The 23,758-nt window shown below is 49.7% G+C and carries 25 protein-coding genes; 16 read left to right on the plus strand and 9 right to left on the minus strand.

Going from position 1 to position 23,758, the window contains the following annotated elements:
* Nucleotides 1-430: 430 nt before the first annotated feature.
* Genes MMIC_RS01680 through MMIC_RS01695 form a run of 4 tightly spaced genes read right to left on the minus strand, consistent with a single transcriptional unit; the run spans nucleotide 431 to nucleotide 3,775 of the window.
* A complete protein-coding gene (locus MMIC_RS01680; protein WP_072658591.1) occupies nucleotides 431-952 on the minus strand; it encodes an N-acetyltransferase in 522 nt (173 codons plus the stop codon).
* Complete coding sequence (locus tag MMIC_RS01685; protein ID WP_072658592.1) at nucleotides 949-2,619, minus strand: DNA repair protein RecN; 1,671 nt, start codon at nucleotides 2,617-2,619, stop codon at nucleotides 949-951. The genes MMIC_RS01680 and MMIC_RS01685 overlap by 4 nt, the downstream gene beginning before the upstream one ends.
* A 5-nt stretch (nucleotides 2,620-2,624) precedes the next feature.
* Entirely contained in the window at nucleotides 2,625-3,497 is an 873-nt protein-coding gene (locus MMIC_RS01690; protein ID WP_072658593.1) for an NAD(+)/NADH kinase, read from the minus strand.
* Complete coding sequence (locus MMIC_RS01695) at nucleotides 3,494-3,775, minus strand: hypothetical protein (protein ID WP_072658594.1); 282 nt, start codon at nucleotides 3,773-3,775, stop codon at nucleotides 3,494-3,496. The genes MMIC_RS01690 and MMIC_RS01695 overlap by 4 nt, the downstream gene beginning before the upstream one ends.
* A 216-nt stretch (nucleotides 3,776-3,991) precedes the next feature.
* On the opposite strand from MMIC_RS01695, the gene MMIC_RS12665 reads away from it, so the two are divergent.
* The gene (locus tag MMIC_RS12665; RefSeq protein WP_171966432.1) at nucleotides 3,992-4,168 is read left to right on the plus strand and encodes a hypothetical protein; all 177 of its coding nucleotides are present in this window, start codon (nucleotides 3,992-3,994) and stop codon (nucleotides 4,166-4,168) included.
* 86 nt (nucleotides 4,169-4,254) lie between these two features.
* Here MMIC_RS12665 and MMIC_RS01700 read toward each other — a convergent pair whose 3' ends face one another.
* The 3 genes from MMIC_RS01700 to MMIC_RS01710 form a co-directional block, all read right to left on the minus strand.
* Nucleotides 4,255-4,830 (minus strand): superoxide dismutase, encoded by a 576-nt coding sequence (locus MMIC_RS01700; protein ID WP_072658595.1) that lies wholly within the window; start codon nucleotides 4,828-4,830, stop codon nucleotides 4,255-4,257.
* 104 nt (nucleotides 4,831-4,934) lie between these two features.
* Nucleotides 4,935-5,759 carry a substrate-binding domain-containing protein gene (locus MMIC_RS01705; RefSeq protein WP_083530386.1) on the minus strand — a complete coding sequence of 275 codons (825 nt, stop codon included), beginning with the start codon at nucleotides 5,757-5,759 and terminating at the stop codon, nucleotides 4,935-4,937.
* A complete protein-coding gene (locus MMIC_RS01710; protein WP_227819297.1) occupies nucleotides 5,756-8,392 on the minus strand; it encodes a hybrid sensor histidine kinase/response regulator in 2,637 nt (878 codons plus the stop codon). Before MMIC_RS01710 ends, MMIC_RS01705 begins: the two co-directional genes overlap by 4 nt.
* Before the next feature lie 239 nt (nucleotides 8,393-8,631).
* On the opposite strand from MMIC_RS01710, the gene MMIC_RS01715 reads away from it, so the two are divergent.
* From MMIC_RS01715 to fliP, 8 genes are read left to right on the plus strand one after another with little or no spacing between them, the layout of a single operon-like run.
* Entirely contained in the window at nucleotides 8,632-9,390 is a 759-nt protein-coding gene (locus MMIC_RS01715) for a motility protein A (RefSeq protein WP_072658596.1), read from the plus strand.
* A gap of 21 nt (nucleotides 9,391-9,411) precedes the next feature.
* Nucleotides 9,412-10,182 (plus strand): OmpA family protein, encoded by a 771-nt coding sequence (locus MMIC_RS01720; protein ID WP_072658597.1) that lies wholly within the window; start codon nucleotides 9,412-9,414, stop codon nucleotides 10,180-10,182.
* Complete coding sequence (locus MMIC_RS01725) at nucleotides 10,182-10,880, plus strand: OmpA/MotB family protein (RefSeq protein ID WP_072658598.1); 699 nt, start codon at nucleotides 10,182-10,184, stop codon at nucleotides 10,878-10,880. Before MMIC_RS01720 ends, MMIC_RS01725 begins: the two co-directional genes overlap by 1 nt.
* Before the next feature lie 52 nt (nucleotides 10,881-10,932).
* Nucleotides 10,933-11,454 (plus strand): flagellar basal body-associated FliL family protein, encoded by a 522-nt coding sequence (locus tag MMIC_RS01730; protein WP_072658599.1) that lies wholly within the window; start codon nucleotides 10,933-10,935, stop codon nucleotides 11,452-11,454.
* Nucleotides 11,455-11,481: 27 nt separating this feature from the next.
* Complete coding sequence (locus MMIC_RS01735; protein ID WP_072658600.1) at nucleotides 11,482-12,468, plus strand: flagellar motor switch protein FliM; 987 nt, start codon at nucleotides 11,482-11,484, stop codon at nucleotides 12,466-12,468.
* A gap of 2 nt (nucleotides 12,469-12,470) precedes the next feature.
* Nucleotides 12,471-12,773 carry a FliM/FliN family flagellar motor switch protein gene (locus tag MMIC_RS01740; protein ID WP_072658601.1) on the plus strand — a complete coding sequence of 101 codons (303 nt, stop codon included), beginning with the start codon at nucleotides 12,471-12,473 and terminating at the stop codon, nucleotides 12,771-12,773.
* Nucleotides 12,774-12,803: 30 nt separating this feature from the next.
* Nucleotides 12,804-13,091 carry a flagellar biosynthetic protein FliO gene (locus MMIC_RS01745; protein WP_227819298.1) on the plus strand — a complete coding sequence of 96 codons (288 nt, stop codon included), beginning with the start codon at nucleotides 12,804-12,806 and terminating at the stop codon, nucleotides 13,089-13,091.
* Nucleotides 13,088-13,831 (plus strand): flagellar type III secretion system pore protein FliP, encoded by a 744-nt coding sequence (fliP, locus tag MMIC_RS01750; protein WP_072658603.1) that lies wholly within the window; start codon nucleotides 13,088-13,090, stop codon nucleotides 13,829-13,831. Before MMIC_RS01745 ends, fliP begins: the two co-directional genes overlap by 4 nt.
* A gap of 34 nt (nucleotides 13,832-13,865) precedes the next feature.
* On the opposite strand, the gene MMIC_RS01755 is transcribed toward fliP, so the two are convergent.
* A complete protein-coding gene (locus MMIC_RS01755; RefSeq protein WP_083530387.1) occupies nucleotides 13,866-15,986 on the minus strand; it encodes a hybrid sensor histidine kinase/response regulator in 2,121 nt (706 codons plus the stop codon).
* On the minus strand, nucleotides 15,983-17,125 hold the full coding sequence (locus MMIC_RS01765) for an FIST N-terminal domain-containing protein (protein WP_072658604.1): 1,143 nt from the start codon (nucleotides 17,123-17,125) through the stop codon (nucleotides 15,983-15,985). Before MMIC_RS01765 ends, MMIC_RS01755 begins: the two co-directional genes overlap by 4 nt.
* Before the next feature lie 138 nt (nucleotides 17,126-17,263).
* Between MMIC_RS01765 and fliQ the strand changes: the two genes are divergently transcribed.
* From fliQ to MMIC_RS01800, 7 genes are all read left to right on the plus strand, one after another.
* A complete protein-coding gene (fliQ, locus tag MMIC_RS01770; protein WP_072658605.1) occupies nucleotides 17,264-17,533 on the plus strand; it encodes a flagellar biosynthesis protein FliQ in 270 nt (89 codons plus the stop codon).
* Nucleotides 17,534-17,542: 9 nt separating this feature from the next.
* On the plus strand, nucleotides 17,543-18,325 hold the full coding sequence (fliR, locus tag MMIC_RS01775; protein WP_072658606.1) for a flagellar biosynthetic protein FliR: 783 nt from the start codon (nucleotides 17,543-17,545) through the stop codon (nucleotides 18,323-18,325).
* A gap of 3 nt (nucleotides 18,326-18,328) precedes the next feature.
* Nucleotides 18,329-19,396 carry a flagellar biosynthesis protein FlhB gene (gene flhB / locus MMIC_RS01780; RefSeq protein WP_072658607.1) on the plus strand — a complete coding sequence of 356 codons (1,068 nt, stop codon included), beginning with the start codon at nucleotides 18,329-18,331 and terminating at the stop codon, nucleotides 19,394-19,396.
* 122 nt (nucleotides 19,397-19,518) lie between these two features.
* A complete protein-coding gene (gene flhA, locus MMIC_RS01785) occupies nucleotides 19,519-21,600 on the plus strand; it encodes a flagellar biosynthesis protein FlhA (RefSeq protein ID WP_072658608.1) in 2,082 nt (693 codons plus the stop codon).
* Nucleotides 21,590-22,666 carry a flagellar biosynthesis protein FlhF gene (locus tag MMIC_RS01790; protein WP_072658609.1) on the plus strand — a complete coding sequence of 359 codons (1,077 nt, stop codon included), beginning with the start codon at nucleotides 21,590-21,592 and terminating at the stop codon, nucleotides 22,664-22,666. Before flhA ends, MMIC_RS01790 begins: the two co-directional genes overlap by 11 nt.
* Entirely contained in the window at nucleotides 22,663-23,526 is an 864-nt protein-coding gene (locus tag MMIC_RS01795; protein ID WP_072658610.1) for a MinD/ParA family protein, read from the plus strand. The genes MMIC_RS01790 and MMIC_RS01795 overlap by 4 nt, the downstream gene beginning before the upstream one ends.
* Nucleotides 23,523-23,753 (plus strand): hypothetical protein, encoded by a 231-nt coding sequence (locus tag MMIC_RS01800; RefSeq protein WP_072658611.1) that lies wholly within the window; start codon nucleotides 23,523-23,525, stop codon nucleotides 23,751-23,753. Before MMIC_RS01795 ends, MMIC_RS01800 begins: the two co-directional genes overlap by 4 nt.
* Nucleotides 23,754-23,758: the final 5 nt, after the last annotated feature.

Below are 23,758 nucleotides of genomic sequence, written 5' to 3' on the forward strand. Positions count from 1 at the left end.
GTCATAACATTGGTTGCGGCATTCTGCCGCGGTGAAATAGCCATATCAAGCACAATTTTAAATAAAATTTAATGTTACTTCATGTTGAGTTCATGTAAGAAAACACACGGCTTATTCTGCCCATGCGAATTATCGCCCAATAAATATGTGTGATATTATGCACTTAAGCCATCTGCCACAGATGATTACGGACAACGGTTCTTATATAACAGGGTAAAACATTGTGAATGAAAAAATATGATCTATAATATAACGATTGCTTATGGTCACATGCCTGTCTTGCTCTGATTTGCATGGTTTTTCAGGTATTTTAGCCAACTACGCGCTGCTCAAGGCAGCATCTTTTCATATATCAGACCCCTGTAACGAACTGACACACCTGAGTAGAACTCCCCCTGCCAATGGATGGACTCATTTCACCATGGATAAGTCAGGAGCCCTCAACTTCTACTATCGGGATCAGGAGCATCGGCTCAATCGGCACATCTGAAAGTATCTTTTCAACAGCCACTTCATCACAATCTGCAAAACGGGAACAGTGCACGCAAACTGTCCACACCTTATGCGGCAGACTCTCTTTTGACACAATGCGGTATCCCAACTGAGCAAAGAACTTCTCCACATAGGTCAGCGCAAACACCTTGGCCACACCCAGACCCGCCAGCCAATGCTCACAAGCTTCAACCAGAAGCTTTCCTATACCATGTTTCTGATATGCAGGACTCACAACCAGCGAGCGAACCTCGGCTATGTTTTTTCCGTAAATATGGGCACACACCACACCCGCAAGATCATTATCATATTCAGCCACAAGAAATTCCTGCAGATGCTGAAAGATATTATCCCTGTCCCGGGACAGAATAATATTCCGCTCAGCAAATGGTTTTAACAAATCATAGATACCTTCAACATCGTCAACACTGGCGCTGCGCACACGAATCTGATGACTCAAGATAACACCGCAGCCTGACCACGCTTCAACATGTCACCGGCATGTTCAAGGGACTGCTCCCCCGCCCCGCCCAGCATACGGGCAATCTCAGCCTGGCGAGCATCCGCCTGCACACAGACAAGTCCGGTAACTGTGCGGCCATCCTTATCTGCCTTGGAAATCACCACCTGATGATCAGCGCACGATGCAACCTGTGGCAGATGAGAAATCACCAGCACCTGCCTCTCTCTACCCATGGCAGACAACAGCTCACCAACACACCACGCCGTTTCACCACCAATACCGGTATCCACTTCATCAAACACGGCAACATGGGGCATATTCGATAAAGCCCCGCAACCTTTCAGTGCCAGCACCAGCCGCGACAACTCCCCGCCTGACACCACACTACTCAGTTCACGCCACGGCTCACCGGGATTAGACATCACCTGAATACTCACTTTATCCCAACCCGATTCACTCCAGCCTGACTCGTCCTGTTCTGCCCTGACCTCAAATCGCACCTGCATACCGGCAAGTGCCAGCTTATCCAGAAACGGGCGCAACAGACCAGACAGCGCGTCACCACAAGCCTTACGCTCCACATGCAAAGCATCGGCATGCCGGGTATAAGTGTCTGCAGCGCTTTGCAATGCCTGCGTCAGGGATGCTTCGTCCCAACCCGCCGTATCGAGTGCAGCCAGACGCTGCTGCCACGTTTCCATGTGAGCCAGTAAACCTGCTTCATCACAGTCATGCCTGCGCATGGACTCATGCAGTGCCATCAAACGCTCTTCAGCGCGCCTTAAACCCTGCTCATCAAATGCCTGATCCTTCACATGAGACAGCTCGGGTGTAGCCTCACCAAGCAGCGCATCCATTTGATCAATGAGTTCGCGACATCTGCGCAAACCATCATGGTAATCTTCGACTGCAGCCACCGCATGGCCAGTTCTGGCAAGCAGATCACGAACATTCGGCTCTGCTTCATCGAGTAACATCAGAGCTTCGGTTGCTGCCTGCAGAATCTGGGCATGGTGTCGCCCGCTATCAACTTCAAGCTGCAGAGCATCAGCAAGCCCCTCTTCTATTTCCAGAACATCGAGCCTGAGCAACTCTTCGCGCATCCAGCTTGCCTGCTGTTCAGTTTCTCCACGCTCTGAGTGCAGAGCATGCAAACGCCCTTTCAGTTGCTTCCAGGCCACAAATGCTTCTTTCGTACTCTGCAAGCCTGCAGCAGACAATCTGACGTCAATCACAGACTGCTGCACCGACTCAGACATCAATGATTGATGTTCGTGCTGACCATGCAGATCAAGACAGATAGCTCCCAGCTTCTGCATGGTTTTCACAGCAACAGGCACACCATTCAGATATGCCCGTGAACGCCCGTCACTTGTAATAATACGTCTTAAAATCAAATCATCTTCGATATCAATATCGTTTGCTTCCAGCAGAGCATGGACTCGCTCATCTCCACCCTGCCAAACAGCCGTGACTTCAGCCTTGTCTGCGCCGTGGCGCACCCAGTCAGAACTGGCACGGGTGCCAAACACAGCACCAAGTGCATCCACCAGCATTGATTTACCAGCCCCTGTTTCACCGGTAAATACAGTGGTGCCGGCATTCAATTCAAGATGCACATGTTCGATCAAAGCAAATTGTTTTACAGTCAGGGATGCGAGCATATAAATCAGTTGGATTCCGGTTGTCCGGCCCAGTTCAATTTGCTTCTCAGCACTTCGTAGTAATGCCTTCCCGGCAGATAAACCAGTGAGATCAAACCGCCTTTCCGGACGCGGACGCAGTCACCTTTTTGCAGCTGGATCAGTTCGATCCCATCCAGATTCAGCGCCGCATCGAATGGCGACTCCACCAGCTTCAGTTCAATCGCATGATCGGCAGACACTGCAATCGGACGATTTGACAGCGTATGCGGGCAAACCGGCACGACTGTGATCGCATTGACAGACGGATGCACAATCGGACCACCTGCAGAGAGCGCATAGGCAGTAGAACCAGCCGGTGTGGCCAGAATCAGACCATCGCCGCGCATACGGAACACATACTGCCCCTCCACCAGCATCTCAAAACCTACCATGCGAGGATGAGAACCACGTTCCAGCACAACATCATTCATTGCACTGCCCTGAGCTATTCTCTCTCCATCCCGCCACACCTCGGCAGCCAATGAAAAGTGACGTGTGGTTTCCAGATTTCCTGCAAGAATCTCTTCAACCACATCAAACATACTACCGACAGGCGTATCTGTCAGAAAACCCAGCCTGCCCAGATTAATGCCGAGTATCGGGGTATTTGAACCGATAAAATGCTTTGCTGCATGCAGCAATGTTCCATCACCACCAATCACAATCATTAACTCAACCTGATCCGGCATTTCAGACACATCCAGCTGTTCACAACCTGTGCTGCAACCCAGACAACTCTGCAGGGCATGATCAACAAACACCGTGCGCCCTTTCTCAATCAGCCAGCGATGCAGCTCACACAACAGCGCACAGGCACGAGCGTCATTAGGCTTAACGCTTATGCCAATCCGATTCACTTACTATCCCCCACCCAACCTTCCGGTTGCGCATGGCATAAAAAGCATTTATCCACTTGAGTATGCGTAGCCCGACGGGGGCTAACACCATCAGCGCCATGGCAACTCATACATGCAGCTCTGGATGTGGTCGTACGGTGAACTTCATCGTTTGGTGCCGGAATGGTTTTTCGCTCACTTGTGCCCAAAACCAGTGCAATCACAACGGCTGCGATAATACCCAAAAATAACAGGTCCCGTTTTCCCGGTTTCCAAGGCTGCTTCTGCTCTTCAGTCATTCAGTCTCTCCACGCAATTCAACAGCAATACTTATGCATAAACAGGTCCGATTCCACAACTATATCGAATTCCGGGGCTGAATTCGTGCAAGCCCATAAAATAGAAAGGGGTTACAACAGCCCGCCATCAACTTTTTATTTATTCACGCCGATGCTAGTGTGCCGCCCACAGTGAAAGCTTTAAGCACTGAACAAGTTTGCAAGAGGATAACCGATATGAACGTAGATCAGCATTTGAAAGTAGCACAGTGGCACATTGAACAGGCTCGCCTGCATGCAACAAGCCAGCACGCTTGTGGCTGCCCTGCTAATGAACATTACCAGAAAATCATTGATGAAGTTGAAGCCGGTACAAAAATCGAAGAAGAACTGGTTTGCTCAACTGAAGGCTAAAGTCTCCCAGACTTATCTAAGAAACATCGTAAAAGCCGCCCATCCGGGCGGCTTTTTTATTCCAGAATTACGTTCCAGAGTGCTGATTATTTAGAGGCCACCACATCCCAGTCGATGATATCCCAGATCGCCTGCAAATATTGCGGGCGCGCATTGCGGTAATCGATATAATAAGCGTGCTCCCATACATCAATTGCCAGAAGCGGCGTTTTTCCGTCAGTCAGCGGGCATCCGGCATTGGCGGTATTCACAACTTCAAGCCCGCCATCACCCTTTCTCACCAGCCAGGTCCAGCCTGAACCGAAGTTGCCTGTGGCTGAAGCTGTCATCTGCTCCTTGAACGCGGCAAAAGAACCGAAACTGGCGGATATGGCGTCGGCAAGCCCTCCACCCGGTTCTCCGCCACCCGTGGAACTCAAACCATTGAAATAAAACGTGTGATTCCAAACCTGAGCTGCATTGTTAAATATGGGGCCAGAGGGTGCAGAACATATAATCTCTTCCAATGACATATCGGCAAATTCAGTATCTTCGATAAACTTATTCAGATTGGTCACATATGCCGCATGATGTTTATCGTGGTGATATTCCAGTGTTTCCGCGGAAATCACCGGTGCAAGCGCATTTTTTGCGTAAGGTAATGCAGGTAACTCGATAGCCATAATTATCTCCTTCAGGCGCTGCTGATTGAAGTTAACTCCTAATCACTTGCGCAATTCAAGTTTAAGAGACCTGAATTAATTGCGCAATCCTACTCAGGATAGGGCTATTGCAATGACAGGTAACCTGCCTTGTTAAGCGCAGGCAGTGCCTCGGGTGAAGTCAGGAACTCGACAAACTGACGCACATAGTCCGGCACATTTTCCGGCATCAACAGATAAAGCATCCGGCTTAAGGGGTAAGCACCCGAACGAACCTCAGCCATGGTTGGCGCATAAGCTTTACCATCGACAATAATTTCAACACCATGCACATGCTTATCCAAATCTCCGATCGTCAGATAACCTATCGCCTGGTCGCTGGTTTTTAACAGCGTCTGCATATGCCTGTTCGGGCCGATAACAACTGCCTGCGGTAACGTGGGCGCCTTACTGTCACCGAGAATATGACTGGCGAAAACCTGCCTTGTTCCACGGTGCATCTCTTTCTCAATCACCATAATATGCCGGTCCGGCCCGCCCACTTCAGACCAGTTATCAATTTCACCTAGATAGATTGCGGCAACAGCTTGCCTGCTCAGACTATGCAGATGTTGCCCATGATACAGCTCATCTGAAATCGCCACGGCAACCGCATCAATGCCGACAGCGATCTGCTCGACACCTGTCAAAGCTGCCTTTTCCACTGCATCTAATTCACGTGAAATCATGCCCAGGTGCACACTTCTATCCATGACACTGGCGACACCCACACCGGAACCTCCAGCCTGCGCATCAATCTGCACATCGGGATGAAGTTTGTGGTAGGCCTCGACAGCATGGTCCATAAACACCTTTACGGTTGAAGATCCGGCAACCTTGATAATCTGCGCTGAAACGGACAACGGAGCCATTAATATAGCCAGCAGCAGGATGAACGATCTGATTTTCATGCCTCATCCTCCATCACCTTATGCATGACTTCACGCAAGCGATCCGGAGACACCGGTTTCTGAATAAATGCAGCCAGTCTCTTGCCCGTAAAATGCTGAATCGCATCCTGCTCATTATAACCACTGGTGAGCACCACCTTGATGTCCGGATTGATGCGTCTGAGTTCACTGAAACACTCTTCTCCACCCATTTTCGGCATGGTCAGATCCATCAAAACTCCGGCAATTCCTGAACCTCGTTGACGATACACATCCAGTGCCTGCACGCCGTTTTCTACACCAATTGTAGTAAAACCCATATCCTCCAGCATCATGATTGCTGTTTCACGCACTGTCTCTTCATCATCCACCACCATGATCAGACCATGGCCGTGCCACAAATCATGTCTGGATAGCTCCACGGTCTGATCCAAGACACCCGAACCGCTCACCGGCAACAGAAATTTGAAACTGGTACCTCTGCCCAATTCGCTATACAGCTTCAGCGCCCCCTTATGGCCACGCACAATACCAAGCACCGCACTCATACCAAGTCCTCGCCCGGTAAATTTGGTTGTGAAAAACGGATCAAATATCTTATCTCTCGTCTCCGCATCCATACCACAACCTGTATCATTCACCTCAACATAGGCATAACGGCCCTGCACAGGATTATCACCGAAGCAGTCCAGCAGATACGAACTATCGGCCTGCATCACACCGGTCGAAATAGAAATCACGCCACTCTTCTTACCGATGGCCTCGTTGGCATTGGTTACCAGGTTCATAATCAACTGCTGAATTTGCGCCTCATCAGCTTCAACTGCAGGCAGGCTTTCCGCCAGCGAATATTTCAGCACCACCCCCTTCTCCAGAGACACTTCGAGCAGGTGGGTAATCTCTTCAACCGAATCAGATAAATTCAACGGACGTACGACAAACTTGCCCTTGCCGGAATAAGCCAGCATCTGCCGACACAATACCGAAGCCCGATCACAGGATTGTACAATCTTCTCCAGCTTCTCTTTGGCATCAACCGGATCATTGACCACCCTGCGCTGCGCCAGCGCAGCATTACCGAGAATAGCGGACAAGATGTTATTAAAATCATGTGCAATGCCACCGGCAAGTATCCCGAGGCTCTCCAGCCGCTGGGCATGCTGTACCTGTTTCTCGATACGACTGCGCTGCCTCTCGGCATCGCGCAGTTCCGAAATATCCAGAAAGGTCACCACGCAGCCGATTGTTTCATCTCCATCAAAAACCGGATGCGACCAGTATTCAACTGGAAACGAACTGCCATCGCGGCGCCAGAACACTTCATCACGTTTATAAACACGCGTTTTCTGATGAAAGGAGCGCATAATATGACAGCTCTGGGGCTCATACGGTGTACCGTCCGGATGCGTATGATGAACCAGCGCATGCATATTTTTACCCAGCAACTGCTCTGCATTGTCAAAACCCAGCAGCCGCACGCAGGATTTATTGGCAAAGGTGCAGCAACCCTGAGGGTCTATGCCATAAATCGCTTCTGCTGTGGACTCCAGCAACAAATCCTTGTGATACGCGGCTTCGTACTCAAGACGGCTACGGTAATGCGAATACCCACGCAGAAGTATCACGGCAATGATGATCAAACCTGCCAGCAAGGTGAGTAGAAGATTGCGAATATGGTAATATTCCGACAAGGCTTCATCTGCATCCACCTCAGTGATAATACCCAGATCCAGCATACGGTCCCATTGCCATACACCGAACACCCGGACACCACGGTAATCACGGTAGCCCTGCATATCCGCACCATCCGGATGTTTGAGCAGCCCGTCTACAGCATGGGTGAGCGGCCATTGCTCCATATTTGCGGGTAACGGCTGAGCTTTTGTCAGCAAAGCTCCGGGATCTGCGGCACGAATGGCCAGCACACTACTCTGGGCTGGCTTCAATAGTCCGACGTCCCGCAAATCGCTTTCAAAGCGGCTGCTACTCAGCAGCAAGCCCTCTCTGCTGACCAGATAGGTTTCACTGCTTTTGCCACTGCGTCCCTTTACGGTTGTTACACTAAAATGGCGACTCTCAGCCAATTCAAGGGCAAACACACCAATATGGGCACCTTTATTATCTGTCACCGGCAACATCACCCACATACGTGGCCCATCCGGTGTGGCAAACGGATGTGTCACCTTATGGCTGCCACTCATGACTGCATGCAGATGATGGGATACTGCCTCGGGCATGGCATTACCTAATTCAGCATCACGCATACCGGCTACTAATATACCTGAAGCATCAAAAACGAAAAAGTCGCGATACTCATGGGAAACCATCCATGCGGCCAGATCACGACGAAGATTAAAACGGCTATCAGCAGTGCCAGCACCGTTAATCTCAACAGCCAGCTTATTCAGAAACATGTTTTCAGAAATAAGCGAGGCGATTTCGCCGGTCATCTCTGCACCCTGACTGGCAAGATCACTATCTACCCAGTGGTTCAGCGCCTGCATTTCAGCCTGTACTGCCTCGAGCGTATTGCTCCGGATTGCATTCAAACTAAACCATGACAGCAGGGATGCCAGCAGCAGAAACAGAGCTGCAACAAACCAACCGTTAACAGTCATGCCTATGTCTCGCCGAGCGCGCATGCTTTCCTGCATAGTCAGAATCCCTCCAGTCCCACCGGCATCATTACCTTTAGCTCATTTGATTTCAAGCGACTTGAAGCAAACACCCTGCATGCAGACTGTTTAACTCAGCCAACTGATAAACCGCAGATGGCCATTATTCACAGCTTCATTGCTGTTCTTTCCGAGAATTAGCACGCTTCTTGCTAACTGATGAAAAAGTCGCCGTTTCAACACGGCAATTTAACTCAAGTTGAAACCGGGAGGTCTCAGTGGATATTGCAACTCTCATAGGCATAGTCCTTGCATTTGGCCTGGTGGCATTTGCGATTGGTGGCGGTATCGCCAGCTTTATCGACCCGCCATCGATGATGATTGTAATTGGCGGTACGGTAGGTGTGCTGCTGGTAGGTTATCCGCTGGCCAACTGTATTGGTGTCATTGGTGTGGCACTTAAAACATTCATGTACAAAGTCGACCCCGGCTCAGATGTGGTTGGTAAACTGGTAGAGCTGGCACAGGTGGTCCGTAAAGACGGAATTTTGGCGCTTGAAAGTGAAGTCGGCAATATAGAAAACGAGTTCATGGCCAAAGGTTTGCAGATGGCCATTGACGGGCAGGAACCGCAAGCTATCGAAGATATCCTGTATATGGAGATGGATAAGGTGGCAGATCGTCACTCCAGAGGCGCGGACATGTTCACCGCTCTCGGCACCTATGCACCATCGATGGGCATGATCGGCACACTCGTCGGCCTTGTACTGATGCTGCAGAATATGTCTGATCCATCTTCGATCGGCCCATCCATGTCGATTGCACTGCTGACCACATTTTACGGCGCCCTGATGGCCAATATTCTGTTTCTGCCCATGGCAGGAAAGCTGAAAACGCGTAGCAAAGAAGAGTTACTGATACAGGAAATCATTCTGGTGGGCATACAGTCTTTGGTTGCAGGTGAAAATCCGCGCATCATGGAACAGAAACTGCTCGGTTATCTGCCGCCAAAAGAACGCGCTTCCTCTTTCGAATAAGGATAATCAGGCAGAAACAACATGGCAAAACGCGACAAAAAACCGCCTCCATTACCGTTTCCGGCAGATCCGGGGGCCGCACTGTTTCTCGAACTGATGATGCAGATGCTGGCCTTCTTTATCCTGCTCACATCTTATGCTGTCATTGTCGAGGATAAGAGGCTTGCCGCTATCGGCTCACTGGCAGGCACATTCAACCCCATGCCACGTGGTGCAAACCTGACAAAAGGTCAGGGCCCTGCACTCCCCACACGTGATATTGTCGATGGAGCATCAGCCCCCAAACGAACCGCCAAAGAATTGACAGACATATCCAAGGAACTCGGCATGGAAGATTCCATGCAGGTGCTACCGCTGGATCAGGATACTGTTCGCATTCGTTTCAGTGAACATATCGCTTTTGCTACCGGTAAAACCACCCTCTCAGACACCTCTCTGGCGCTGGTGGATCAACTGGCTGAAAGCTTCAAGCGGCCAGAGGTCGTTGAAATTCAGATTGAAGGGCATACCGATGATCTGCCAACACGCGGCTCCGGTTATAGCTCCAATTGGGAACTATCTGCCGCACGAGCGATGAGTGTATTCCATGCTCTGGAGCAACGTGGTGTTGCCACTTCACGCATGATTGCAGCAGGCATGAGCGACAAACACCCCATTGCAGATCGACCTGATCTGGCCCGCAGAGTGGATATCACACTGAAATTCCGCCCTGTAACAGATCAAAATGTGGAAAAAGGACAGATTCATGAGCTTCAGCGATCAGTGATTTCTGCCCCCAAGAGTTCATTCTAATGGCCAGAAAGAAAAAATGGCCGGTCGAATACCTGCCCAACACCGAGGCCTGGATGACCACGTTTGCAGATCTGGTCAGCCTGATGCTTACCTTCTTCATCCTGCTCATCTCCATGTCTACCATGGACAAAACCGGCCTCTCCGATATTGAATCATCATTCACAAAGGCCGTTTCCGTACTCAATGCAGGTGATAAAACAGAGTTACAAATTATCCCGCCTTTTGAGATGCAAAAACTGGTCAGCCCCCGAGAGTTGATGCTCGCCATGCGCCAGAACAGCCACGCCATGATGAAAAACAGTACACTGGAACACAAGGTGAAAGGTGTGATCATTAAAGACCGCCTCTACCTCAGAATCCCATCTACAACACTGTTTGAGAAAGGCTCGGCAGAATTAAAAGAAGAACATGTAAAGGCGATCCAGAAACTGGCACAGATGCTAGCCATTTCACCGGGAAAAATCCGGGTGCAGGGCCACACCAATGACAAAATCGACCTGGCCGACAGCCAGTATGCCGACCCCTGGCAGCTCTCTCTGGCAAGAGCGGCATCAGTCTTGCATATACTTGAAGATGAAGGCGTGAATCCGGCAAGATTATCTATGGTTGGTTATGGCCCATCAAGGCCGGTATCAACTGAAGCGACACCATTTGGTCGCAGTAAAAACAGACGGGTTGAAATTGTTGTGTTCAAGTAACAGCGCTGAAACCTGATGAAAGAAAACCGCACGATGAACGTGGAGGAATAGCATGGCAGACAAAGAAGAAAAAGAAGAAGGTGGCAAATCATCCGGCGGCGGCCTGTTGCCGATTATCAATCTGGTACTGCTTGTGCTGGTACTGGCTGTGGGTGGTTTCATCGCATGGAAAATGATGAGCATGGAACAACCTGCAGTGGATACGGACAAACCGGCTGTAGAACAGAATAGTGATACGGCTATCCCTGAAGCAGAGGATGAAAGCGATGCGGCCCCTATCCTGATGGACATTGAAAACATCACCGTCAATCTTGCCGATACAGACCAGAGTCGTTTTTTACGTACCCAGATCAAGCTGGAGGTGCGTAATGAAGAAGCACAGACCAAGGTGACTGCCAATATGGTTAAGATCAATGATCTGATCATCACCATTCTGGCCAGCAAAAAGTTCTCTGAGATCAGGACACCGCAGGGCAAATATGCCTTGAAAGAAGACCTGATCTATCGCATGAACCGCATTGTCGGAGGCAAACCGATCAAAAACCTCTACTTCACAGACTTCGTTTCCCAGTAATGAAGTTCAGGATCAGCGGAGTGTAACATGAGCGAACCGATTCTTGCACCAGAGGAGATTGAAGCCCTGATGGCTGAAGTCGCACCTTCGGAAGAAACAGAAGCGCTGTTTGCCGCTTTGCCGCCCATCAAACAGCCTGAGAATGTAGATGAATATCACTTCAGCAGTGCCGATGATGACGGCCCTGAGCGCTATCCCATGTTCGTTAACCTGCAGGAAAGGCTGGTAGAGATCCTGGATGAGCAGTGGGATGAACTATTCAGAAGAGATATCAATGTGCACGTAGACCGTCTGGAGAACACGGTATACAAGGACCTGATTACAGTTGAAAGTCCTCAGGTCTATTTTGTCTTTGAAGTCGAAGATAACGGTAAAATGATGATAACCTGCGATACGGCCATGATTGTTGCCTTTGTTGATGCAATGCTCGGTGGTGAAGGTGAATCCAGTGATACGCCACAATCACTGTCTCCTGTTGAAATGCGCTTGAGCCATCGCATTGCTGTAAAGCTGGCAAACTCACTGAGCACCGTATGGGCTCCTGTACATGAACTGGATTTTCAGGTGATCAAACTTGATGACGACCCGCAATTCCTTGCCGTCACCAGCGCATATGAAACATGTTTCAGCGCCTATTTTGAAGTGAAAATCAGTGATAATTTAACCAGCAAATTCGGCATCCATTACCCGCAGCCATTTCTTGAACCCATGCTAGAGACCCTGCGTGTCACGGTTAGTGATGAACCAACTGAAACCGACACAGAATGGGCTGATGCACTTATGGATAGCATCTCACACACACCAACCAATATCCGTTTTCAACTCGATAGTTGTCAGGTGGATATCGGCACTTTCCTGAATTTGAAACCGGGAGATTTTCTGCCCATGAAAATCAGGCAAAATGAACTGTGCACAATCTGGATCGAAGACATTTGTATGTTTGAAGCCAAGCCAGGAGACCAGAATGGTATGCTGGCTGCCGAAATTGTTGCACCCACAAAACCCGGAGGTTAATCATGACTGATGAAGCGACTACAAATGAAGGTGATCGCTCTCACCGCGCCAATCTTGAAGCAATCATGCATGTTCCGCTTGAAATCAGCGTGGAACTTGGACGTGTAAAATTACCCCTGCATACCATCGCCAGAATGAACAAAGGCATGGTGATTGAAATGAATAAAGAGGCCAATGCCGAGGTTCAAATTCTCGCCAATGGTACGGTTTTCGCGAAAGGTGAAGTGGTCTCAACAGACGATCACCTTGGTGTTCGCATCACGGAAATCATACCTGCTGCAGCACGCATCAGCAGTCTCTCCTGAAACCGATTGATGGAAACCAGCCTGTTCTCCATGGTTCTTCAGTCGCTGCTGGCTTTATCAGCAGTGCTGGGACTCTTTGCTCTGATGGTTTGGGCTATGCGCCGCTTTCAACAGCATACAGGCAACAATATGCCCCGCGATTTCAAGGTGGTGCAAAGGATTCACATCGACAACAAGAACAGCATCGTCGAAATCCGTCATCGCGGCGCCCACTATCTGCTGGGTTTATCTCCCGGAGGGTTAACCCAACTCAGGCCGGATCAGACGCTGCCTCTATCAGAAGCCACTGCTGCTGAACTGCCGGACGAGACAACATGACAAAACGTTTATTGCTACTGTTGCTCATCGGCCTGCTGCTGCCTCATCTGGCTCAGGCAGCTGATATTCCGACCCTGTCCATGAGCCTTGGTGACAGTGATGATCCGGATGCATGGTTCACCGGTCTGAAGATCATCGCCATGATGACTGTGCTGACGCTGGCGCCATCCATTCTGGTCATGATGACATCGTTTACGCGCGTGCTGATTGTCTTCGCATTTCTGCGTCAGGCCATGGGTACTCAGCAATCACCACCCAATCAGATTCTGGTTGGCCTGGCACTGTTCCTCACCATGTTCATTATGATGCCTGTATGGCAAAAAATTGACACCAATGCCCTGACGCCCTATCTCAATGAGGATCTCAACCAATCCGTTGCTTTTGAACGTGGTGTTGCTCCTTTGCGTGATTTTATGCTTAAACAGACGCGTGAAGATGATCTGATTCTTTTTTTGGGTGCTGCCAAAATGGAAAAACCGGCCAAAGCCGAGGAGATGCCGCTGCATGTGCTGATTCCATCGTTTGTGATATCGGAATTGCGTACTGCATTTGAAATCGGTTTTCTGATCTATATCCCGTTTGTCATTCTCGATCTTGTTGTAGCCAGCGTATTGATGTCCATGGGTATGATGATGTTACCGCCGGTAATGATATCCCTGCCATTGAAAATCATTCTGTTTGTGCTGGTTGATGGCTGGCATCTGATCACAGCTAACCTGCTCGCCAGCTTCAAGTTTTAATCGATTCAACGGCCCCGGGCCGATATTGAGCCACTCAAATCATATTTCTGATGAGCTGCCCCAGTTCATCCACACGATACGGTTTCGAAATAAACGCTGAACCTCGAAGATCTTTCTCATCCGTCACTTCTTCTTTGTCATATCCTGTACAGAAAATAACTTTAACATTGCTGTTTCGTTTCCAGATCTCTTGCGCTGCTGCAACCCCGCCTAAATTCGGCATCACAATATCCATGAGAATCACCGCAACATCATCTTCGTTGGCAATGAATTCTTCCACAGCCTCAAGCCCATCGGCAGCCTGAAGCACGTGATAACCCATCCTGGTCAACACTTCTGCTCCGGTCATACGCAGATTGGCTTCATCATCAACAAGAAGAATGGTTTCACCGCGTCCGGCAAGCGGCAAGCCTGGCTGCTCGGTCAGTTTCTGGGTTGCAGCTTCTGATAAAGGGAAATAGATATTGAATATCGAACCGCGCCCCGGTTCCGATTCAACTTCAATGCGCCCCTGATGGGTTTCTACTGCACCATAGAGCATCGCCAGCCCCAGCCCGGTCCCTTTGCCCACATCTTTGGTGGTAAAAAATGGCTCGAAAATATGGCGTCGGGTCTCAGCCGACATGCCGCAGCCATTATCGGAAACAGACAGATGGGCAAAGCGATCATGCTGATTTTCTTGTGACAGGTCTGTAGCATCCAAAGGCTGTTCGTATAACTCCAGCCTGATATCAATCACAGGCTTATTGACCTTTTCAAGCGCATCACGCGCATTATTGAGAAGGTTCACCAGAATCTGCTGCATCTGCACTTCATCACCATCAACTGGCAGCGCATATTGGCTAAATGAAGTGTTCATACGAATGTTTTCAGGAATACTGAAACGATGCAGTTTAAAAGCCTCCTTGATAAACATCACCAGATCGAAGGTTTTCTTGGTCACCTGACCTTTTCTGGAAAAGGTCAGCAACTGCTGAATCATCTCCGCCGCCTTGAAACTGAGCCCCTCTATTTTACCCAGATGATCCAGTGCCTCGTTATTATTCTGCACTGCCAGCTTCGCCAGATACAACCGTCCGGTCATACCGGCCAGCATATTGTTGAACTCGTGCGCAACACCGCCAACCAGTGTGCCGACCGCTTCCATTTTCTGCGTCTGTAAAAAATGTTCTTCGAACTGTTTGCTCTCTGTAATGTCCTGCACAGTGCCAATCAAACGTTCAGGCCTGCCCGCTGCATCCTTCATCACCCGGCCATACCCCTGAATCCAGCGCTGTTGGCCGTCATTCCGCCTTCGAATCTTCACTTCGATTTTTAATGTCTGACTACCCTTGAGCGCTTCCCGCTTGAGGTATTTCCATATTTTATGCCGAAATCCGGGGTGTACGATATCCAGCCAGCCCTTGATATCTCTGTTGTAGCCTGTTTCGATACCGAGAATAGCATCAAGCATCTCACTGCTTGTCCAACAGGCTCTTTTGAGGTCAAAGGTAAAGGTACCGATTTTACCCGCTTTCTGTGCGTCAGTAAGCAGGGCGTTACTGTCCAACAGCTCCTGAGTTCGCTCCTGAACCTGCCGCTCCAGATTTTCATGTGAGACCTGAAGTGCAGCCTCAGTTTTCTTTCGTTCGCTGATATCACGCAAGATAGCCACAAACTGCTTCTGACCCTGACTTTTCATGACCGATAGAAGTAATTCCAGCGGAATGGGTGAGCCATCCCGGTGTGATCCGTTCACTTCAACAAGTTGCCCCACAAGATTCCCATCTGAAGATTCATCGCCAGAATAATGAGTCGAGTCCGGTAAAGCTCCACCCTGAGGCATTTTATGAATCACTACTTCGGAAAAAGGCCGCCCTGTAGCTTCATCTGCTAACCAACCAAACATGGATGCTGCACGTGGATTCCAGTGCGTAATTATCCCCTGATCATTCATTCCAACAATGGCATCCATTGAGTTTTCAACCAACAAGTGAGCCCATGCCTGACTTAACCTGAGTTTATGCTGCTCTTCTTCGATACGATCCTGATAAGCTTTAAGTTGCTGTTGAAAAGGAGTGCGATCACCTCCTCCTTCCAGCGACATCAGACGTTTACGCAAAGCACCAATCGTCTCATTTGCCGCCAGCAGCTTCTGCTCTAAATCATCATTCATTCATGACCCAATGCCAAACCAACCAGTGTCTGGTTAATATGCAGTCCGTCCCATAACTCCCCATATGTATCAAAACCGATAACGTGCTTCGCTGCAATGCTGGCATGTTCTGCCAACGCCTGACTCTGTTTTTTTCCCTCAGCCTCAAGACTTCTGAAAACACAATTACACATAAAAAGGACTTCAGCCTGACCAATCTCATCAACAAGTTCATTCATAGAAGAATCTAACTCTTCTACCATATCCTGATGCTGACACAGGTTAAGCACCATGCCCTCCTCAATCGCACAATAAAACGTCAGTGAACCATCATCGTTGGCGCTCGTAATCGAGCGAACATAGTTTTCACCAGCGTAGCGATACATCACCGGATGATCTGAGAAAACCTGGAAGTCGAGCTCCCCCACCTGTTTGCCTAAAAGTTCTGCATAATAATCAGCAGCAGGCATGCCATCCAGGCGCAAGACCTTACGCTCTGATTCATTCGCTTTTGTAATAACCACATCTTTCGTTCCGGGTACAAAGTGCTGATGTTTGATACGCCTGAAAGGCAATTCTGACTCCGCCAGTAAAAAAACTGCGCCACCGGAATAGGCCTTTCCATTTGCAATGACGTGCGTCTTCTCAAATTTCAGATCATCTCCGGCACACCCACCTAAAAAAGGAATATTCCCAAGCTGGCTGGAAATGGCGGCTACCGCCCTGCCATCTACTCCGGCCATGCCATCAACAAAACCGATGCAGAAGTGTTGGTCTGAACGCAAATCACTACGATCAATCTGCATTCCTTCTAACAGCTGATTATAAACTTCTTGAGCGCCTTCTTCAGAAAAGTCAGATAAAGATTCAACTACGCTATATGTCCAGCGAATTTTATCCGATGTAATAGCCAGTAATACCAGTGTACCATTTTGATAGCTACCGGAAGTCCATTCTCCGGCACTGGTACTTCCCGCGATCAAAGCTTTCGGGAAACGCTTTGATAATTCTGCAGCAACTGTATGGGGATCCTGTGCTGTTGAGTGAAATACAAAAATAACATCGGGCTTGAACATGACAACATCAGGCCAGTTGGATGTTGCTTCGGAAATAGCCTCAACTGCATCGGCATGTTTCGAATAACCATCGTAAACCTGCATCTCCCCCTCCCGTTTGCGCCCATAAGGAAATATCTCGTTTATAACTGAGAATAGATGAACAACCGGAAATTAACAACTGTCAAAATCCATATATATCCCCAAAAAAACAATTGGCATCCGGCTTGCTCAGTAAGCATCATGGGACCTGACTCAGTTATTCAAATCGGCACTGAAGCCATTAAAATGGTGCTGATGATTTCATTGCCAATGCTGCTCGTGGCGCTGGTTGTCGGTATCGCCATCTCACTGTTTCAGGCCGTTACCCAGATTCAGGAGATGACCCTGACCTTTGTACCGAAAATCATTGCCGTATTCGTAGCGATGATAGTAGCAGCTCCGTGGATGACCGAGCGCATGGTCTCCTTTACCAAGAATCTGTTCTCGATGATTCCCACCCTGACACAGTAGCTGACAGATATGGAATTCCCATGGCCGGATATTCAACAGATTACTGTCGCTTTGCTTGTTTTCTTGCGCATCAGTGCCATGTTGTTTTTACTACCTGTGTTGGGACATCAACTTGTCCCTGCACAAGTGAAAGTCGGTCTGATCGTGTTACTGACACTGCTTATTTATCCTCTTGTTCAGGACAAAGTCACGCTCATTCCGCTGGAACCGATTGCATTTGCCGCCATCGCTTTACAGGAAATCCTCATTGCCGGAGCGCTGGCGATGTTTGCCCAACTCACCTTTACAGCCGCTCAGTTTGCCGGCCAGATCATGAGCTTTCAGATGGGTATGACCGTCGCCAATGTTTTCGATCCTGTAACACGCAGTCAGCAATCCGTTATCTCCCAGCTATCGATTACACTAGCCATGCTGCTCTGGGTTTCTGCCGGTGCTCACCATATTTTTCTTTATGCCATGATTGACTCATTCACGCTGTTCCCGATTGACCAGCCCTGGCACTTCCCGGGTTTGATGGCTTTAACCGATGCTGCAGCCAATATGTTTGTCCTGTCACTGAAAATTGCAGCACCTATCATGTTATTGCTGTTCTTCGTGTATATCGCCCTTGGCCTTGTCTCACGCGCAGTACCGCAAATTCAGGTCTTCTTTGTCAGCTTCCCTCTCACGGTCGGTCTCGGTCTGCTCACCTTCGGGCTCGGCATGCCTGCATTCATTTACTTGATGAGTGATGCATTCACCGCGCTTTCAGGCCAGGTGCCGTTGTTCCTGAGGCACTTGAGCGGAGTATGATTGATGTCTGAAGAACAGGACAAAAGCCAACAAACCGAAGATGCATCTGACAAGCGTCTTGAGGATGGACGCAAAAAGGGGCAGGTGCCAAGCAGCAAAGAGCCTTCGACAGCCATTACATTCATGGTACTCAGCCTTATTGTAATTACCGGCCTCGGTGCCTGGATCGGTGAAGTGCTGATGGGCATGATGGAATTCCACCTCTCGGGAAAATCGAAACTGGAAGCCACAGGTGAGGGTATACAGTCGCTGCTGATCAGCACTGGCGCTGATATTGCCATGGTACTTCTTCCTATAGCCATTCCCATTGTATTGCTCGGCGTGTTTGTCACATTTATGGTCAGCGGCCCGGTCTTCACCTTCGAAACACTGAAACCCAAGCTGGAAAAGATCAGCCCCATGAAAGGTTTCAAACGACTTTTCTCCACCAAATCTCTGGCGGAATTCATTAAATCCGTTCTGAAGATGCTGGTGATCGGCTTTGCCTGTTCAACAGTTGTAATGAGCCTTTTTGAAGAGATCATGTACTCAGCCCTGCGTGACCCGAATGACATCGCCGCTCTGGCCGTCAATGGCGGCGTCAAGATTGTCACACTGGCGACAATTATTTTTGCCTTCATTGCACTGGCTGATGTGATCTACCAACGCTGGGAACATATGAAATCAATGCGCATGTCGAAAAAAGAGCAGCGCGATGAACACAAAGAGTCTGAGGGTGACCCTCAACTGAAAGCAAAAATTCGTCAGATTCAGATGCAGCAGGCGCACAATCGCATGATGTCCGATGTACCCGATGCCGATGTGGTCATCACCAACCCAACCCATATCTCGGTTGCTCTGGCCTATAAGCCGGGATCCTTGAGTGCGCCGCGCGTGCTGGCCATGGGCAAAGGCCATATTGCCGCCAAAATTCGTGAAATCGCCAAAGAAAACAACATCCCGATGCGCGAAAACAAACCTTTGGCAAGATCCTTGTTTAAGCAGGTCAAGGTCGGCGATGAAATACCGGAAGAACTGTTTGAAGCCGTTGCCATTATTTTGGCTGAAATATTCAGATTAAAGGCGCGATAGTGGCCCGAACAACAACGACTGAGTACAGAAAGAGTAAGCAGACCATGCGTCAAAAAAATGGCCTGATAGTAACGCAAAACCGCTATCAAACGCCTTTTGCGAATATGAAGGAGCAGTAAAGCATGCAATCAGCAGCGATGACATTGCAGCGCATAGGCAGACAACCTGACGTCATGCTTGCAGTCGGTGTGCTCGGCATTCTGATGGTCATGATCGTGCCATTGCCACCATGGCTGATGGATGTACTGCTGGCTGCGAACATCACCATTGGCATACTGATTCTGCTGACCTCAATCTATGTACTTAAACCGCTTGAGTTTTCAGTATTCCCTTCCCTATTGCTACTCACCACGCTATTCAGGTTATCGCTAAACGTTGCTACAACACGCCTGATCCTGTTACACGGACAGGAAGGTCCTGCAGCAGCAGGCCATGTCATTGAAGGCTTTGGTGAATTTGTTGTCGGCGGTAATACAGTCGTCGGACTGATTATTTTCATCATTCTCGTGCTGATCAACTTTGTTGTAATCACCAAGGGTTCTACCCGAATCGCCGAAGTAGCAGCGCGTTTTACCCTGGATGCCATGCCGGGCAAACAGATGGCTATTGATGCCGATATGAATGCAGGCCTGATTGATGAAGCTGAAGCACGCAAACGGCGTGAGAATGTAGCTCGTGAAGCCGAGTTTTACGGAGCCATGGACGGTGCATCAAAATTCGTACGCGGAGACGCGGTTGCCGGCCTGATTATCACGGTGATCAACCTGATCGCAGGTCTCATCATCGGTGTGATGCAGCACGGCATGCCGGCTTCAGATGCCATGGCGGTATTCAGTCTTTTGACGGTAGGTGATGGTCTGGTGTCACAAATCCCTGCCCTGGTCATCTCTATCGCGGCAGGTATCATTATTACCCGTGCCAGCAGCAATACTGCCCTGCCACTCGAATTAAAAGAACAGTTCACCAAACATCCCAAGGTTCATTTTGTCGCATCAGGTGCCTTGATTCTGATGAGTCTGGTACCGGGTCTGCCTTTCGTTCCCTTCCTGATCCTCTCTCTCGGTCTGGCCGCAAGTGGTTACTACCTGCAACTTGGACAACAAGAAACCGCACTGGTCTCGGATGCGGAAGATGTAACACCACAGCCTGAAGTATCTCCGGAAGCAGCACTGGATGATCTGCTGGTTGAAGATCCGATACGTCTGGAGATCGGTTACGGCCTGATCGATATGGTTGAGAACAGCCGTGAAGGAAACCTGCTGGATCGGATGAAAAAAGTACGTCGACAGATCACCCAGGAGATCGGTTTTGTGCTGCCGCCGGTGCATATCAAGGATAACCTGCAGCTTGGCGTCTCCGATTATCAGATTCTCATTCGCGGTGCCGTGGTCGGCAGCGGTGAAATTCGTCCGCGCAACCTGTTGGCTCTGGAGAGTCAGATGACCGGGCCTGCCATTGAAGGCATCCCTACCCAGGAACCGGCATTTGGACTGCCTGCCTTGTGGATTTCTGAAGATAAACGCCAGCAGGCGGAGCTCTCCGGTTACACTGTGGTTGAACCCACGACTGTTATTATCACCCATCTGACCGAAGTATTGCGTGCACAGGCATCCGAAATGCTGGATCGCACTCAGGTGCACGAATTACTGGATAAATTCTCACAGCGCCATCCGAAAGTTGTTGATGAAATTGTCCCTGCTCAGGTTTCCGTTGGCACCCTGCAGAATGTATTGCAGCGCCTGCTCTCCGAATGGGTACCGATCCGTGATCTGATGCTGATTCTCGAAGCACTCTCCGACCATGCCGGAGAGAATCTCAGCATCGATGATCTGGTGGAGCATGTCCGATCCCGTCTGGGACGCACCATTACCCAGCGTTATCTGAATCAACAGGGTGAGTTAGCCGTATTCATGCTGGATGGTGAACTCGAACAACGCATGACAGAACGCATGGTTCAACAAGCCGGCTGGGGACTGCCTCTGGAGATGGCAGAATGGCAGCGTTTCATGGCAAGGCTCAATGAGGTTGCATCACAATATGATGTCGACATGCCTGTACTGTTGACCACACCGCAACTGCGCGGACCGCTGTCTCAAGCTCTGCGTAAAATCATGAATCGAATTGTTGTCTTATCGATCAACGAAATGCCGCCACAAACCAATGTGCAATCTCTGGCACGTGTGAGTCTGTACGATGCGAATTAAAGTCTATACCGCGCCTCACCTGCATGAAGCTCTGGCCAAGGTACGTCAGGATATGGGGCCCGAAGCATTAATTCTTGATCGTCAGCAGGTCAAAGATGCCAATGGTGGCATGTGGCATGTGCATGCAGCACTGGACAATCACTCTGCCTCGCCTGAGAAGAGTGATGAGAGGGCCACCACACAACTGGCTAAACCTGTTCTGAACACAAAAAATGAACCCGCCCCTGAAGCTACAAGCGATGCCACGATCGATCGTCTAGAGCGGCTTGTCGTTGGCTTGAGCAATAAAGAGTCTGCCAGCCTGCGCAATGCTCTGGCTTCGGGTCGTGAACAGGAATCATTTGACCATCTGATGCGGCTTGGTGTTGCCGCGACCTATGCCTTTGATATGGCCGGCGATTATGCTGTACGCAAACCGATGGGCAGTAAAACACTGCAATGGAGCCGTCGCATCAATCCTGATAACGGGCGCAACACCATCCTGTTTTCCGGCCCGTCCGGCAGTGGAAAAACCACTCTGATCGCCAAACTGGCAGCCCACTACAGCCTGAAAGGCATACGTGTAGCAGTGATCTCCACAGACACCGAACGTATGGGTGGCCTGGATGCCTTGAAAGCATACTGTAGCACACTGGGAATTCCGTTTTATCCACTGAAAAAAACGGCTGAGGCAAAAAAAATCCACAGCGACACACATTCGGCACAACTCCTGCTAATAGACACTGAAGGCTGGAGTCCTCGCCGCGATACCTGTCTGAAACGTCAGACAGGTTTATGGGATGCGATGGACTGCACACGCAAAATCATGGTGATTCCAGCCAATATGGATGAGGAGGATGCAATGCAACAGTTAAGCCACCATACGGCATCTGACATGACCGATATCGCATTTTCCAAACTGGATGAAACACAGAAACCCGGAAAAATTGTCAACTGGTCAATTTCTGCCAAGCTGCCAATGAGTTACTGCAGTTTTGGACCGGAAGTGCCGGAGCAAATGGGCTGGTTGACGGCACAGACACTCACCACACTACTGAGCAAACACAGCGGGGCTGCAACAGCATGAGTGACACTTCGCCACGCGTAATATCCATCAGCAGCGGCAAGGGTGGTGTCGGTAAAACTTTTGTATCGGTACATCTGGCGGCACAGGCTGCGCGATCCGGAAAAAAAGTGCTGCTCATTGATGCCGACCTGGGACTGGCCAATGTTGATGTCATGCTGGGTCTGCACACAGGCGGCTCTATTCGTAATCTGCTGGCCGATGACGCTGCGCTTGAGGATCTGATTATTCATTGTGACCGTGGCTTTGACGTTCTGCCCGGTGGAAGCGGCATCTATGAACTGACCAATCTCAATGTGGGCGAACAGCAAACCATTCTCGATTCACTGCGTGAAGCCGGCCGCGATTATGATCTTATTCTGATTGATACCGCTGCAGGCATTGGTGACAACGTGCTCTATTTTGCCTCGGCAGCCGAGACTGCAGTGATCGTTTTAACTCCCGATCCGACTTCACTCACCGATGCTTATGCATTGATCAAGGTGATGTCACAGCAGCGTGATGTGCATCGGTTTATGGTGATTATTAATCAGACTGACGAAATCGATGGCCAGATCACATTCAAGCGACTGCTATCCGTGGCCGACCGCTATCTGGATGTCTATCTCGATTATATCGGTCATATTCCGCAACACCCGTCCGTGCGTCAAGCCATCCAGCAACAGCGCCTGATCACCGAGTCCGACAGTGCTGTCGGCCCGCATCTGAACAAGTTGTTCGAAACCCTGCTTGCCCGTCCCCGTGATCACTCACGTGCTGGCGGCCTGCAATTTTTCTGGGAGCATTCACTGGCCTCCACGCTGGATGCCAGCCCCGATGAACTCGCAGCGGATGCCATGCAGACGCAAGGAGTTTCTTCATGACACCGGCACATGCAGCCACGGCTGGCGCTCTGACAGGGTTGTTACTGGGCAGTGCGATCTGTCTGATCCAGAATATCCCTGTTGTGGAATCGCTGTTCCGCATTTCTATTCTGGCCTTTGCCGGAGCCTGGATGGGCATACTGCTCGCCTGGCTGAATCAGATTTTACCGGACAAAAAGAATCAGCATGATCAGCAAGACGGTCATCATCTGGATACAAGGCTGTGACTGCA

Origin of the sequence: Mariprofundus micogutta (genome assembly GCF_001895085.1) — a bacterium.
Lineage (GTDB): Bacteria > Pseudomonadota > Zetaproteobacteria > Mariprofundales > Mariprofundaceae > Mariprofundus > Mariprofundus micogutta.